The sequence below is a fragment of the Enterobacter cloacae complex sp. 677-3DZ2D5B genome (genome assembly GCF_004136695.1).
Classification (GTDB): domain Bacteria; phylum Pseudomonadota; class Gammaproteobacteria; order Enterobacterales; family Enterobacteriaceae; genus Enterobacter; species Enterobacter hormaechei_C.
On record NZ_QFLS01000004.1, the window covers coordinates 39,049 to 54,336 of the forward strand.

Genomic DNA, 15,288 nt, shown 5'->3' on the forward strand with positions numbered 1-15,288 from the left:
GATGATTACTGCATCAGGAGATAAATAGAAGTATCACCACGCTGAATATTCAGTGCCAGCACGGACGGCTTGCTGTCGAGGATTTTGCGCAGTTCAGCGATGTTTTTCACCGGCTGCTGGTTAGCGCCCATGATCACATCACCTTTTTTCAGGCCGATACGGGCAGCAGGTGAGTTTGCTTTCACGTTGTTCACCACCACGCCTTTATCTGCCCCTTTGTTGCTCATCTCAGCACCTTCAATACCGCTGAAGATGGTGCTGGAATCCACCTGATTCTGACTGCTCTGTTGCAGTTCCAGGCTCACGTTAACCGGCTTACCTTCACGCAGCAGGCCGAGGGTCACTTTACTGCCGATTGGCATAGAACCCACTTCCGCACGCAGGGCGGCAAAGCTGCTGATCGGTTTACCGTTCAGCGAAGTGATCACGTCACCCGCTTTAATGCCGGCTTTCGCCGCCGAGGAGTTCGGCATGACCTGGCTTACGAATGCGCCGCGCTGAGCGTCTACTTTCATTGCTTTCGCCAGCTCGGAGTTCAGCTCGGTACCCATGATACCCAGCTCACCGCGTTTCACCTGTCCATATTGCACCATCTGCGCAGTCAGGTTTTTCACCATGTTGCTCGGGATAGCAAAGCCGATACCGATGTTGCCACCGTCCGGTGCCAGGATAGCGGTGTTGATACCGATCAGTTCACCATTCAGGTTAACCAGCGCACCGCCGGAGTTACCACGGTTAATGGCCGCATCCGTCTGGATGAAGTTTTCATAGTTTTCCGCATTCAGGCCGCTACGTCCCAGCGCCGAGACGATACCCGAGGTCACGGTTTCGCCCAGACCAAACGGGTTACCGATGGCGACGGTGTAGTCACCCACGCGCAGCGCGTCAGAGTCGGCAAGCTTAATCGCCGTCAGGTTCTTCGGATCCTGGATTTGAATCAGCGCGATATCGGAACGCGGGTCTTTACCGACCACTTTAGCATCGAATTTACGGCCATCGCTCATCTGCACCTTAATGGTGTTAGCATTATCTACCACGTGGTTATTGGTCACCACGTAGCCTTTGGCTGCATCAATAATCACGCCCGAGCCGAGTGCCATGAATTTCTGCTGCTGGCCGCCGCCCATGCCGTCATCCCCTGCACCGCCGCCCTGACAGAACGGGGAGCTCTGAAATGGCGAACCGTCCTGGCAGAACGGCGAATTGTCGCCGAAGAACTGCTGGAAATTACGCGGCATACGCGGCGTATTGACGGTTGTGCTGCCCTCAACGTTAATACTCACCACCGATGGCATCACTTTTTCGAGCATCGGGGCCAGGCTTGGCATCTGCTGCGCAGTCGCTGCCGAGGAAGCTGTCTCGGCCGCCATCGCCAGAGGGGACAGCGCTAAACCTAAACTCAGAGCCAGTGCACTCATTGCTAATGTGGTTTTTTTCATGTTTCTCAATCTCGATTTACCAGATAACGCAAAATTGCTGTGTAACTCAGATTCGTTTTATACCGCTTAGTTCCGGGATTAAGTTTATGGAAAAAGTAAAAATTTATTGGTCGTCTTTACAAAACTCATGGCTTATTCAACGGCCATAAGCTTGCGGTATTCATCCCAGGCATACAAATCTGTCATCCCGCTGATATAGTCCTGGATAAGACGACAGCGATAATAATATTCCATGACTGGCCATTGGGAAGAATGACGATCTATTTTACTGACGGCTTCAATGTATGCCAGCCGGTGGCGCGTTGAAAGCTTCTGATAGAGACGAGATTCAATCGGCAGGCGGCGAACACGTTCATTTTCGACCAGCTCGCTAAACTCATCGACCGTCAGCTGGAGCAGCGGGCCATAAATCTCCAGCAACCCGCTGATAACCCGGTATCCTTGCAGCTCCAGCTGCTCGACATCCGGGTGGCTGAAAACATGGCGGACAGCCACGTTTTTATATAATTCAAGAAGCTGGCTAAAACTGCTCTCATCTTCCAGCAGGGCGTGATTAAATTCCCCGCTAAATATCATCGGCAAATTATCAATGAAACGGGCGGCTGCATACGGCACCAGTTTATTCAGCGTGTTTACTCGCAAATACATAAAGAACTGATCTTCGGTACTGCGGCTCAGCGAATTTGAACGCGATTTATCCCAGGCATTCTCGACGACCTGTGCAAACAGAGAACCTTTTTCATGCTCTCCCCAGGCATCATGAAGATGCTGATACAGCTCCTCGACGCTGAATATTCTTTTTTCCACCGCGTCTTCCAGATCGGCCACGCAATAAGAAATGTCATCAGCCGCTTCCATAATCCATGTCAATGGAAAACGGCCATTGGGGGTCAGAGACAGTTCTTTACGCAACCGCGCGATATATGCTTCTTCCGATAAGTAATAGCCCGGTTTTTTCATCAGGTAGCTATGCGTGGCGGGCGTTTCTCCGGTCCACCACGCGGGACGCGTGTATTTAAGAATACAGCCCACCTGGGCCCAGGTCAGATTCATCCGCATCAGGGAGTGCACCAAACGGATCCCCTGCGCGTTACCTTCGAAATGACACAGATCCTGGCGCACCTTACGGCGCAGCTCGTTCAGGCTATCTTCACCTTCACGCAGGCGTAAATCGCGTACCAAACAGCGGTCATCGCTGAGCGGCTGGCTTATGGCATCAGAGGGAAAAAGCCGCTGTTTAAACCAGTCATTGATGGCGGCCTCGCCGAAATGACCAAAGGGAGGATTGCCGATATCGTGCATCAGGCAGGCCATCTCAACGATGCTTTCGAACGGGCCGGTCAGTTCATCCAGTCCGTAGGTTTCCAGCAAACGTTGCTCTTTAAGGCGGCTGAGGATCTCTTTCGCAATGTAGCGCCCCACCTGCTGCACTTCCATGGAGTGCGTTAACCGCGTACGCACCGCGGCGTTACGCTCCAGCGGGAACACCTGGGTTTTTTGCTGTAACCGGCGGATGGCGGGCGAATTGATGATGCGTCCGCGATCGCTTTCAAAAATGCGCAGGATCTCATGTTCGCTCTTATCGCCCTGTGGCGAACGGAAACGTCGGTGCCAGTTAATTTTGGTGCGAAAATCGATTGGTGCCATGTGCTCCCCCGCGTGAGAATGCGTTTCCCCTTAACCGCATGATAGACTATGCATCTTAACAAGGCACATCGCGAGTAAATCTATGAAAATCGGCATTATTGGTGCAATGGAAGAAGAAGTTACGCTGCTGCGTGACAAAATTGAGAACCGTCAGACCCTCTCCCTCGGTGGCTGTGAGATCTACACCGGCCAGCTGAACGGTGTTGACGTGGCTCTGCTGAAATCAGGCATCGGTAAAGTTGCAGCGGCACTGGGCGCGACCCTGCTGCTTGAGCGCTGCAAGCCTGACGTTATCATTAATACAGGTTCTGCGGGCGGTCTGGCGCCGACGCTGAAAGTGGGCGATATCGTGGTTTCCGACGAAGCGCGTTACCACGATGCAGACGTCACCGCATTCGGCTACGAATATGGTCAGCTTCCGGGCTGCCCGGCCGGGTTTAAAGCGGATGATAAGCTGATTGCCGCCGCTGAAAGCTGCATCAACGAGCTGAACCTCAATGCGGTGCGTGGCCTGATCGTCAGCGGCGATGCCTTTATCAACGGCTCTGTTGGTCTGGCGAAAATCCGTCATAACTTCCCGCAGGCTGTGGCCGTTGAGATGGAAGCCACGGCCATTGCGCACGTGTGCCATAACTTCAGCGTGCCGTTCGTGGTCGTTCGCGCGATCTCTGACGTAGCGGACCAGCAGTCCCACATCAGCTTCGACGAGTTCCTGGCCGTTGCGGCCAAGCAGTCCACCGTGATGGTGGAAACCCTGGTGCAGAAACTGGCGCGTGGGTAAGGTGTCATTCAGGGCGCTGGTCGCCCTGCTTCTGTTCGCTCCGGCCTGGCTCATCGCCGCGCTGCGGGTGATCACACTCTCCCCTGCCAATACGGAACTGGCGTTTGCCGCCGGGATCACGCCCGTTGCGGTGAGCAGCTTTTCCGATTATCCACCGCAGGCCGCCCAAATCGAACAGGTTGCCACCTGGCAGGGAATGAATCTGGAACGCATCGTTGCGCTAAAGCCCGATCTGGTACTCGCCTGGCGCGGCGGTAATGCCGAACGGCAGGTAAACCAGCTCTCTTCGCTGGGAATAACGGTTAAATGGGTGGACGCGGTGAGCATCGAACAGGTGGCGCAAACCCTCCGTGACCTCGCGCCCTTCAGCCCTACCCCCCAACGCGCCGGACAGGCTGCACAGCAGATGCTCAACGACTATGCCGCGCTAAAAGCCCGATACGGCACGCAACCGAAACAACGCGTTTTTCTGCAATTTGGCAGCCAGCCGCTGTTCACTACCGGGAAAGGTTCGATCCAGAACCAGGTGCTTGAAACCTGTGGAGGTGAAAATATCTTTGCCGAAAGCCGGGTCCCCTGGCCCCAGGTCAGTCGTGAGCAGGTTCTGGCGCGACAACCGCAGGCCATTGTGGTGGTCGGAAATGCGAGCGAGATTCCTAAAATAGAACAATTCTGGCATCGGCAGCTTAAAATTCCGGTCATCGCACTCAACAGCGACTGGTTTGAACGCGCCAGCCCGCGTATTATCCTCGCCGCAAAACAACTCTGCGCCGAACTGGCAAAGAGTCACTCAAACAGATAAATACCCCCTTCGAGGATTTAACGATGCTCGTGTATTGGCTGGATATTCTTGGCACAGCCGTTTTTGCTATCTCCGGCGTTTTGCTTGCCGGAAAACTACGCATGGATCCTTTTGGCGTACTGGTACTCGGCGTCGTTACGGCGGTGGGAGGCGGAACGATCCGCGATATGGCGTTGGCAAATGGCCCGGTATTTTGGGTAAAAGATCCCACGGATCTGGTGGTGGCGATGGTCACCTGCCTGTTAACCATCGTGCTGGTTCGTCAGCCTCGCAGACTGCCAAAATGGATATTACCGGTGCTGGATGCTGTCGGTCTGGCGGTCTTTGTGGGAATAGGCGTGAATAAAGCCTTTATTGCCGGGACTGGCCCGCTGGTGGCGATCTGTATGGGCGTGTTAACCGGCGTGGGCGGAGGGATTATTCGCGACATACTGGCGCGAGAAGTCCCGATGATCCTGCGAACGGAAATCTACGCGACGGCCTGTATCATCGGGGGGATTGTTCACGCCACGGCGTATTACACCTTTGCTGTCCCGCTGGAAAACGCGGCGATGCTGGGGATGGTGGTAACGCTGGTGATCCGTTTAGCGGCGATACGCTGGCACCTGAAGCTGCCGACGTTTGCACTGGATGAAAATTCAAGATAGGTATCGTTTATAAGCCCGGTGGCGCTTCGCTTACCGGGCCTACAATCTGCGTCCAGGCTTAAATACTGAACGAAGAACCACACCCGCAGGTGCTGGTCGCATTCGGGTTAGTCACCACAAAGCGCGAACCTTCCAGACCTTCAGTGTAGTCCACTGAACCGCCCACCAGATATTGCAGGCTCATCGGGTCAACCACCAGCGCGACGCCCTGTTTCTCGATAGTCATATCACCATCGTTAACCTGGTCGTCAAAGGTAAAACCATACTGGAAGCCACTACAGCCGCCGCCGGTAATATAAACACGCAGTTTCAGATCCGGATTGTCCTCGTCGGCAATCAGGGTTTTCACTTTTTTCGCTGCTGCTTCGGTAAATTCCAGCGGCAACGCTACGTCATCACTCATCTTATGCTCCCATGAATACTGCGACTGCTATTGGGCAAAAATCACCCAATTCTTTTTGTCATTATCTAATACCCTGGTAATTCATTCAAGTATTCTGCTTAAGGGCCTGTTCAGCTTCCTGTTTCGCCAGGGTACGGGCAAGAATGGTGGAGTATAGCGGTTTTCCACCCAGGAATTGGGCTAATAGTGTCGCGCCGAGACAGGTAATGATCATTGGCAAAATGAGCTGGTAATTGTCGGTCATTTCCAGCACCAGTACGATCCCGGTAAGCGGCGCGCGCAGGGAGGCCGCCAGCAGCGCCCCCATTCCCGCCACCGCAAACGTCCCCGCGTCCAGATGATAGGCCGGGAAGCCAACCGCTGCCGCCATGCCAAACGCCGTGCCCAGCAGCGTTCCCAGCGCCAGCATCGGGGCAAATATGCCGCCCGGTGCGCCGGAGGAGAAGCACAGCACGGTCGTGATAACCCGCGAGATAAACATAAACAGCAGCAGCCCCACGCTGAAATTCCCCGCCGCGGCAATGGGAATCAGCCCGAAACCGCCGCCCGCCGCGTTCGGTTCGATAAAGCCGAGGATCCCGCACACGCCGCCAAGCAGGCCCCCCACCAGCACCCATTTCGTGGTATTTCCGCCATGGATGCGCTGAAACATATCCTGAGCCCGTAAAATCAGGGTGTTAAAAAGCGGGCCAACGACGCCAAAAATCATCCCAAGAACCAGATACAGCCACAAAGTATTGACCGGCGCATTGGTTAGCTTGCCAACTTCAATCACCGCCCCTTCGCCATTAAAGACGCGAAAGACAATGCTCGACATAATCACGCCGGTAAACACCGCTTTAATGGAGATCAGGTTGTAGCGGAACTGGGCGCGCATCTCTTCAATGATAAACAGGATACCCGCCAGCGGCGCGTTAAACGCCGCAGACAGCCCCGCTGCGGCCCCCGTCGCCAGCAGCGTATGCCGTGCTTCGGCGCTGCGCATACGGAACAGATCGCCGACCATGCGCCCGACGTTACCGCCCAGCTGTACCGTTGGCCCTTCCCGACCGAGCACCATGCCCGCCCCGAGGGTTCCCATCCCGCCGATAAATTTCACAGGAAGCACCCGCCACCAGCGAACCGGGCGTAGCTCCTCCAGCGCCCCCTCAATTTCAGGGATCCCCGAGCCACCTGCTTCAGGTGCGAATTTACGCACCAGAAAATACCCCACCATGGCAAACAGCGCCGAAAGGCCAAAGGCCCACACCCAGACCAGCCATTCCCGATCGGCAAAGCTGGCGACGGTACCTATGCGCCAGTTGAGCACCGCGTTGACCGCTTTCTCGAATGCGACCCCCACCAGCCCGGCCAGCGTACCGACCACGGCGGCTGCCAGCAGAATGGCCAACGGGGTTTTGTCACGGTTGAGCAGCCGCCGGATGCTGACCCGGCGCTTCGCGCGCGTAAACTGCTGTTGTTCAAAAGACGGAGTGTTCTCGTTCATTACCTGTTCTGTTTCGTCATACAAATGGCCGCAGGGATTTTACCAGAGACAGTCCCCTCGTCCCCTGAAAAATACTTAACAATTGTTAAGCCCTTTACGGGGCAAAAATTTTATAACCTCATCCGGATCACTTAGAATAGTCTCCTTAACTTATTTCTACGAACCAGGAACGACGCCATGAGCAAGTCTGAAAACCTCTACAGCGCAGCCCGCGAGCTTATCCCAGGCGGCGTAAACTCACCGGTGCGCGCCTTTACCGGCGTGGGTGGCACCCCGCTGTTTATCGAACGTGCGGATGGCGCATATCTGTATGATGTGGATGGTAAAGCCTATGTCGATTACGTCGGCTCCTGGGGCCCGATGGTACTGGGCCACAACCACCCGGCGATCCGCAACGCGGTGATTGAAGCCGCTCAGCGCGGCCTGAGCTTCGGTGCGCCAACCGAGATGGAAGTCAAAATGGCGGAGCTGGTCACCGAACTGGTGCCAACGATGGACATGGTGCGTATGGTGAACTCCGGTACGGAAGCGACCATGAGCGCCATCCGTCTGGCGCGCGGCTTTACCGGCCGTGACAAGATTATCAAGTTCGAAGGCTGTTACCATGGCCACGCCGACTGCCTGCTGGTAAAAGCCGGTTCCGGCGCGCTGACGCTCGGTCAGCCTAACTCTCCGGGCGTGCCGGCTGACTTCGCAAAACACACCCTCACCTGCACCTATAACGATCTGGACACCGTTCGCGCAGCGTTCGAGCAGTATCCGCAGGAGATCGCCTGCATTATCGTCGAACCGGTGGCGGGCAACATGAACTGTATCCCACCGCAGCCGGATTTCCTGCCGGGCCTGCGCGCGCTGTGCGATGAGTTCGGCGCGCTGCTGATCATCGACGAAGTGATGACCGGTTTCCGCGTCGCACTGGCGGGGGCGCAGTCATACTACGGCGTCGAGCCGGATCTGACCTGCCTCGGCAAAATCATTGGCGGCGGCATGCCTGTCGGCGCGTTTGGCGGCCGTAAGGACGTAATGGACGCGCTGGCGCCAACCGGTCCGGTTTACCAGGCGGGTACGCTCTCCGGTAACCCGATTGCGATGGCGGCGGGCTTTGCCTGTCTGACCGAAGTGGCGCAGCCGGGCATCCACGAAACCCTGACGGACCGGACGACGCAGCTGGCAAACGGCCTGCTGGAAGCCGCAGAAGACGCGGGTATTCCGCTGGTGGTAAACCACGTCGGCGGGATGTTCGGGATTTTCTTCACCGAGGCGAAAACCGTGACCTGCTATCAGGACGTGGTGAAATGCGACGTGGAACGCTTCAAACGCTTCTTCCACCTGATGCTGGAAGAAGGCGTGTATCTGGCCCCGTCAGCGTTTGAAGCGGGCTTTATGTCCGTGGCGCACAGCGAAGAAGATATCAATAACACCATCGACGCAGCGCGTAAGGTGTTTGCGAAGCTGTAAAATGTGCGGCCTGATGCCCTCACCCCAACCCTCTCCCACAGGGGAGAGGGTTCCCCAGTAATTTGAAAGCAAAAGCGATAACGTTGCCTCAGAATAACTGAGGGCTTTCAGCGATGCCTCGGTCCGGCTGTAAATCGCTGAGGCGTTTCCTGTAGGACGGGGTGAGGCGCAGGGATGCGCCGAGAGGGCGGGCTTTACAGGGATGTTACCTCCGCCCGTCCCCGATAAGCCGGAAGGAATAAGCCGAAGGTACCGCGAAGCGGCGATTTTCCGCCGGAAGCCCGGGTCGCCAGGGTGGTGGCGACTGAGCCACCCTGGCACGTTCACCGGCCATGTCGTGACAGAGTAGCAAGGAACATAACGTGAACGGAATGACCACCAGAGCCGTATGTTCCCCCTCACCCCAGCCCTCTCCCTCAAGGGAGAGGGAGCAAACGCTAAAACGGCAATCCAAGGATTGCCGTTTACTTTTATTACCGACTCTGCTTTCTCAACAGATAGATAAAGTACGGCGCGCCGATAAAGGTCGACAGCAGGCCCGCCGGGATCTGATACGGGAACAGCACCATCCTTCCGCACCAGTCAGCAAAGACCAGGATCGCCCCGCCCGTCAGCGCAGAGATCACGATATGTGGCAAAGTCCTGCGGAAGCCCATCATACGGGCGATATGCGGCGCCATTAATCCGACAAAACTGAGCGGGCCGATAGTCATGGTGGCCGTCGCCGTCAGGCACGCGGCCAGCAGCAACAGGGCGATGCGCGTTGGCGTCAGCGCCACCCCGACCGCGCGAGCGGTATCCCCACCCAACGGCAGAATGGTCATCCAGCGGCGGCACAGCGGCACAATCGCCAGCAGCACGATCATCACAATCCCGGTATGCACCACCTGACTGCCGGTGGCGTTGTATGTTGAACCGGAAATCCAGGTCAGGATCTGCGCCATGCGCGGATCGCCGCTCGCCTGCAACATCATCAGCAGCATAGTAAACGCGGTGCTGAGCGCCATCCCGGCCAGCAGCATGCGGTGAGGTGAGAAACCACCTCGCCCGGAGGCGATCAGGATAATCATCAGCGTGACTGCCGCACCGATACTCCCGGCAGGCATCAGCCAGCCGAATGCATTTCCCGGCACGAGGAACAACATCAACACTACGCCAAACGCGGCCCCGGAGCTGATCCCTAATACTTCCGGGCTTGCCATCGGGTTGCCGGTGAGACGCTGGATAATACAGCCCGCCACCGCCAGCATGACGCCCGCAATCAGCGCGGAGAAGATCCGCGGCCAGCGCCACTGCATGAGTTCATGCAGCAAATCCCCCGTCGCCCAGTGCCAGCCCGTGGCGTCGCGTCCCAGCGAGAGTGCGGCAAACGAGGCGATAACCAGCACTGCCAGTCCGGCAAGGCTGAACCACACCACCGACTGACGCTCAGCATGTACTTTATCGCCGGCATCCATTGCCGGGGCGCTAATGCTGCGCAGGCGCGGCAAGAGCCACAGCAGCAGCGGCGCGCCGATCAGGGCCGTCACCGAGCCCGTGGAAACTTCCATCCAGACGCGCGCCAGCCAGAGAATGAGCTGATCGGAAAGCCAGAGGATCAGCGCACCAATCAGCGGCGCCAGCATCAGGCGCGCCAGCAGACGGCGTGCGCCGAGCATTTTTGCCAGCAGCGGCGCAAACAGGCCGATAAAGCCGATGATGCCGACGGCGTTAACCAGTAACGCGCTGAGCACAATCGCCAGGGTCAGGGCCGCCAGACGCGCCAGCGACAGCGCCAGCCCGAGATTGCGCGCCACGCCGTCGTCCAGGCCCATCAGCGTGAGCGGACGCAGCAGCAGCAGTGTCAGCACCACGCCGCCAAACAGCTGAGGCCACAGGCGCTGGACGATGCTCCAGTCGGTCTGGGTGAGCGTTCCGGTACTCCACATAAACATGCTTTGCAGCTGGTCGTGGTGAAACAGCACCAGCAGCTGGTTGATCGCCCCACAGTAGAGGCTGACGACCAGCCCCGCGAGGATCAGCGTGACCGGCGAGAGACGTTTTCCCCAGGCCACGCCAAAGACCAGCGCACCGACCACGCATGCGCCTGCCAGCGCGGCAAACTGCGAGGTTAACGCTCCCGGCAGGGTCCAGAGAGTGGTGACGGTGATCCCCAACTGAGCCCCCGTCGCCACGCCCAGCGTGGTCGGCTCCGCCAGCGGGTTACGTAGCACCTGCTGAAACAGTACGCCCACCAGTCCCAGTCCCGCCCCGACCAGCAGGGAGATAGCCAGACGCGGCAGCAGGCTGTAGTGGAACAGCATTTGCTGAATATTATCGATATCCGGTGCGGAAAACGCGGCTGCCCACTGATCGCGCGGCAACGCCGTGGTCAGGTTAAAGCCGGTTAACGCCAGGGCAGCCAGAAAAATGATTGCTAACAGTAACATCGGGAAACGGGCCATACGCGTGCTCATGCCTTGCCTCCCAGTGCATTGTCCAGCACGCGGGCAAAATGCATTGCCGACAGCGTCGCGCCGTAGAACCATACCGCTGGCGCGCGCAGGAAGCGCTGCTCGCGGACGAACGGCATTGCCTGCCAGAGCGGGGTCGCCATCAGGGTTTGCATTTCGCGCTCGTTCCCGTGATCGAAGCACAGCACGTCCACATCACGAAACGCCGCCAGACGGTCAATCCCCACGGCGGTACTGCCCCAGAACGTCATCTCGCCTTCCCAGGCATTGCGAATGCCAAAGCTGTCGAGCACTTCCTGGAACAGACAGTTATTTCCAAAGACCAGCATATGGCGGGCATCCAGCAGGGTCACCATCAGCAAAGGCCGATCGCCACGGCGGGCAAAGCGCGGCTTAAGGGAATCAATCAGCGCATCAAATTCATCGAGGTGTTTTTTCGCCTGAGCCTCACGGTTGAGGAACTGCGCCATCTCGTGGATGGAATTTTTTGCCATGGTCAGCGGCTTTTTACCGTCGCTAAAGGAAAAGCCCCGTCCGGGCGCAATCTTCGCCATGGTCTCTTCCGACGGACCATACCCCGCAGACCAGAATAAATAAGACGGTTTCATCTGGGTGAGAAGCTCAAGGTTCGGCTCCGTACGCAGACCGATGTCGATGACGGAGTCCGGCAGTTTTGGCTCATTCACCCACAGGGTGTAGTTGGGAATATCGGCCACACCGTAAGGCGTCACGCCCAGCGCCATCATCAGTTCAACGGGCAACCACTCCAGCGCCACGATGCGGTGCGGATCGATAGCGGCAGCGCGGGCCGGGCCCATCTTTAACAGCAGCGGTGAGAGCGCCATGGCCGTCAGCAGGCGACGGCGGCTAATGAATGTTGAATCCAGCATCAGTAGACAAAGCTCACGGGTGCAGCCCCGGCCGGGTGAGGCAGGATGCCCATAGGAATACCGTAGATATGTTCCAGCGTTTCGCTACGCATCAGTTCGGCAGGCGTACCCTGAGCGATCATTTCACCGCCGCGCAGCGCTACCAGATAGTCGCAATAGCGTGCCGCCATGTTGATATCATGCAGAACGGCAATCACCGTCAGGCCGCGCTGCTGGCTTAAACGGTGCACCAGCGCCAGCACGTCCACCTGGTGGGCAATATCCAGCGCGGAGGTAGGTTCGTCGAGCAGCAGGCAGCGGCTGTCCTGGGCCACCAGCATCGCGATCCACGCGCGCTGACGTTCGCCACCGGACAGGCTATCCACCAGACGGTGCGCCAGCGGTTTTAACCCGACCAGCGCAATCGCCTCTTCCACTTTCTCTCTGTCAGCAACGCCAAAACGCCCGAGCGCACCGTGCCACGGATAACGTCCAATCGCCACCAGTTCGCGCACCGTCATCCCCTCCGCCTGCGGCAACTGCTGCGGCAGATAGGCCACCTTGCGGGCAAAGGCCTTACTGCTCCAGCTCGCCAGCGGCTGGTCATCCAGCAAAATGTCGCCCTCGGACGGTGGCTGATGACGGCCCAGCATCTTCAGCAGCGTCGATTTACCGGAACCATTGTGCCCGATTAAACCGGTCACTTTACCTGCGGGAAACGTCAAAGAGAGCGGATGCAGCAAGGTGCGCCCGGGTACGCGAAAGGAGAGATTATTGAGCGTGAAGGTGGAGTCGGATTGCGTTTTGTTATCCTGCATGTCAGCCAACTTAAATAAAAAGGGCACGGCGAACCGTGCCCATAAAGAGGTTAGAAGCGGAAGGTCGCCGTGGCAACAACCTGGCGTCCTGCTCCCCAGTAGCATGCATACTCGCTGTAGCAGCTGGAGACGTATTCACGGTCAAAGATGTTGTTCACGTTGACGCCGACGGAAGAGCCCGGCAGACCGAAGCGCGCCAGATCGTATTTCACGGTCGCATCCGCCAGGGCATAACCCGCGACGTTAAAGGACTCATAGGCTTTAGGCGACGCTGAGGAGTAGTACGTCACCGTGTTACCGATGTAACGCGCGCCTGCACCGACGGTCAGGCCACTCAGCGCCGTCTCGTGGAAGGTGTAATCCGCCCACAGGGATGCCATGTTGCGCGGTACTTCTGCCGGACGACGACCTTCATACCAGGTATCGTGGGTGTATTCCGCATCGGTGTAGCTGTAGGCCGCCGTCACGTTCACGTTAGCCGACACCGCCGCTTTCGCTTCCAGCTCAAAGCCACGGGAGCGAATTTCACCGCCCTGCACGCTGAAGCCGCTGGTCGGGTTCGCCGGATCGGCGGTCAGGTTATTGTTCTTGGTCAGCTGGTATACCGCTGCCGTCACCACAACAGGCAGATCTTTTGGAACATACTTCACGCCCGCTTCATATTGCTTGCCGCGTGCCGGATCGAACGGTTTACCACCCTGAGTAGTGCCAGAGAGCGGTTCGAAAGATTCACTGTAGCTGAAGTATGGTGTAATCCCGTTGTCGAACAGGTAGTTAATCCCCCCGCGCCAGGTAAATGCCTGATCGTTAATTTCCGCGGTGGTTCCGTTATTACGGTTAAAGGCAGACGTTTTCGCAAAGTCATAGCGGCCACCCAGGGTGAGTACCCACTTATCCCATTCCGCCTGATCCTGCGCATAGAGCCCGGTCTGCTCCTGGCGATTGAGCATGGCATACGGGAAGTTCACATTAACGTTCGCATTGCCGTGCTGCGGATTGTTCATACTGATCGGATCGGCGGTACCGTAGTCAGCATCAATGTCATTGCGCATACGAAGGTAATCCACACCTGTCAGCAGGGTATGGTCAACGGCGCCGGTCGCGAATTTCGACTGGAGCTGTGTATCAACCGTGAACGAGTTGAGGTCTTCATCTGAGCGCACGTACGCGCGGCTGATCTGGGCCGGGGCGATATAGCCGTTACCGTAAACTGAACGGTAAAGCGTGTTGATTTTGGTATAACGCAGGTTCTGACGCACGGTGAAGGTGTCGTTGAATTCATGCGCGAAGCTGTAACCCACCATTTTTTGACGACGGGAGATCTTATTGTCTTCATCGCCTTCGTTGAAGTCGGTCGGCAGTTTGTGCGCTTTTCCGTTAGCATCATAGTAAGGCACAACGGTACCTTCACGCGGCAGCCAGCCGTAGTAACCCGCATCCGGATCGCTCTGGAAGTTGCTCAGGAAAGTGAAATCGGTTTTATCATCAGGACGCCAGCTGAAAGACGGCGCAATCGCGTAACGAGTAGACTTCACCATTTCCTGCTGCGCATTTTCACTGCGCCCCAGACCGGTCAGACGGTAGGACCACACGCCGTCATCGTCAATCGCGTCGCTGAAATCAAACCCGGTCTGCCAGAGGTTATCCGTCCCCATTTTGAACTGAATTTCTTTCAACGGTTCCGTGGTTGGACGCTTGCTGACCATACTCACTACGCCGCCCGGATGGCTTTTGCCATACAGTACAGACGTCGGGCCACGCAGCAGCTCTACGCGCTCAAGGAAGTACGGGTCCATGGACGCTTCAGAGTAGTTGTCTCCCTGCAACTTCATACCATCCAGATACTGGTTGGTATTCACGGTGCTGGAGGTCGTAAAACCACGAATCGAAACCACATCGTAAGTTGTTGATGCGCCGCGCGTTGCGAAAACGCTTGGGGTATAGGCCAGCGCCTGTTTAACCGTTCCCGGCTGTTTCATGTCCATCTCTTCACGTGTAACCACGGAAATAGACTGCGGGGTTTTCTCGATCGGTGTATCGGTTTTCGTCGCCGTTGCAGTGCGCTTTGCTGCAATCGTCGGTGCAGGACCCCAGGCACTTTCCTGTGCAGCCGGTGCGGCAGTCACGGTGATGGTTTCTTCTTTCTTGGGGGTTTCAGCGGCCTGTGCGTAAGCAGACATGCCGGCAACCGCTGTGGCTACGACGACTGCGAGTTTACGCAGCGACGTGTTAATTGGCTGAGCAGTATTGGAAAGCGCCATGATGGATCTCTGATGGAAAAGGTGAATGATAACGTAAACGAGAATTATTATTATGACCGCAGAATAATATGCGAAACGCTGACGGCATAGCAAGCGATATGCGGCCCTACAAGAATTGAGGGTTTAAGAAATAATCAACGGAAAATGGGTCGTTAATAAGGATTGTAAACAGGGTTAAGGAAATGAGTTACTGAGGTGAAAAAATACCCCCTTCCTGAGAAGGG

The 15,288-nt window shown here is 57.0% G+C and carries 12 protein-coding genes; 4 read left to right on the top strand and 8 right to left on the bottom strand.

Annotation, left to right across the window (positions count from 1 at the left end):
• Positions 1–5 precede the first annotated feature (5 nt).
• Together degP and dgt are read right to left on the bottom strand one after the other, a co-directional pair.
• On the bottom strand, positions 6–1,439 hold the full coding sequence (gene degP, locus DD597_RS05995; RefSeq protein ID WP_023303104.1) for a serine endoprotease DegP: 1,434 nt from the start codon (positions 1,437–1,439) through the stop codon (positions 6–8).
• Positions 1,440–1,571: 132 nt separating this feature from the next.
• Entirely contained in the window at positions 1,572–3,086 is a 1,515-nt protein-coding gene (dgt, locus tag DD597_RS06000; protein WP_129256013.1) for a dGTPase, read from the bottom strand.
• Positions 3,087–3,168: 82 nt separating this feature from the next.
• Between dgt and mtnN the strand changes: the two genes are divergently transcribed.
• From mtnN to DD597_RS06015, 3 genes are read left to right on the top strand one after another with little or no spacing between them, the layout of a single operon-like run.
• Positions 3,169–3,867 carry a 5'-methylthioadenosine/S-adenosylhomocysteine nucleosidase gene (gene mtnN, locus DD597_RS06005; RefSeq protein WP_003856223.1) on the top strand — a complete coding sequence of 233 codons (699 nt, stop codon included), beginning with the start codon at positions 3,169–3,171 and terminating at the stop codon, positions 3,865–3,867.
• Positions 3,860–4,669 carry a vitamin B12 ABC transporter substrate-binding protein BtuF gene (btuF, locus tag DD597_RS06010; RefSeq protein ID WP_129256014.1) on the top strand — a complete coding sequence of 270 codons (810 nt, stop codon included), beginning with the start codon at positions 3,860–3,862 and terminating at the stop codon, positions 4,667–4,669. The genes mtnN and btuF overlap by 8 nt, the downstream gene beginning before the upstream one ends.
• Before the next feature lie 23 nt (positions 4,670–4,692).
• Positions 4,693–5,316, top strand: a complete 624-nt coding sequence (locus DD597_RS06015; RefSeq protein WP_003856227.1) for a TRIC cation channel family protein — start codon at positions 4,693–4,695, stop codon at positions 5,314–5,316.
• A gap of 58 nt (positions 5,317–5,374) precedes the next feature.
• Here the strand turns inward: DD597_RS06015 and erpA are convergent, their stop codons facing one another.
• Positions 5,375–5,719 carry an iron-sulfur cluster insertion protein ErpA gene (gene erpA, locus DD597_RS06020; RefSeq protein ID WP_003856230.1) on the bottom strand — a complete coding sequence of 115 codons (345 nt, stop codon included), beginning with the start codon at positions 5,717–5,719 and terminating at the stop codon, positions 5,375–5,377.
• Between the two features lie 85 nt (positions 5,720–5,804).
• Entirely contained in the window at positions 5,805–7,205 is a 1,401-nt protein-coding gene (gene clcA / locus DD597_RS06025) for a H(+)/Cl(-) exchange transporter ClcA (protein ID WP_032608537.1), read from the bottom strand.
• A gap of 177 nt (positions 7,206–7,382) precedes the next feature.
• On the opposite strand from clcA, the gene hemL reads away from it, so the two are divergent.
• A complete protein-coding gene (gene hemL / locus DD597_RS06030; RefSeq protein ID WP_063855426.1) occupies positions 7,383–8,663 on the top strand; it encodes a glutamate-1-semialdehyde 2,1-aminomutase in 1,281 nt (426 codons plus the stop codon).
• A gap of 473 nt (positions 8,664–9,136) precedes the next feature.
• On the opposite strand, the gene fhuB is transcribed toward hemL, so the two are convergent.
• The 4 genes from fhuB to fhuA are packed head-to-tail and all read right to left on the bottom strand — an operon-like array spanning position 9,137 to position 15,064.
• On the bottom strand, positions 9,137–11,119 hold the full coding sequence (gene fhuB / locus DD597_RS06035) for a Fe(3+)-hydroxamate ABC transporter permease FhuB (RefSeq protein WP_032661643.1): 1,983 nt from the start codon (positions 11,117–11,119) through the stop codon (positions 9,137–9,139).
• On the bottom strand, positions 11,116–12,006 hold the full coding sequence (gene fhuD / locus DD597_RS06040) for a Fe(3+)-hydroxamate ABC transporter substrate-binding protein FhuD (protein ID WP_058656376.1): 891 nt from the start codon (positions 12,004–12,006) through the stop codon (positions 11,116–11,118). Before fhuD ends, fhuB begins: the two co-directional genes overlap by 4 nt.
• Complete coding sequence (gene fhuC / locus DD597_RS06045; RefSeq protein ID WP_003856242.1) at positions 12,006–12,803, bottom strand: Fe3+-hydroxamate ABC transporter ATP-binding protein FhuC; 798 nt, start codon at positions 12,801–12,803, stop codon at positions 12,006–12,008. Before fhuC ends, fhuD begins: the two co-directional genes overlap by 1 nt.
• 50 nt (positions 12,804–12,853) lie before the next feature.
• Complete coding sequence (gene fhuA / locus DD597_RS06050) at positions 12,854–15,064, bottom strand: ferrichrome porin FhuA (protein ID WP_003856244.1); 2,211 nt, start codon at positions 15,062–15,064, stop codon at positions 12,854–12,856.
• Between the last annotated feature and the right edge of the window lie 224 nt (positions 15,065–15,288).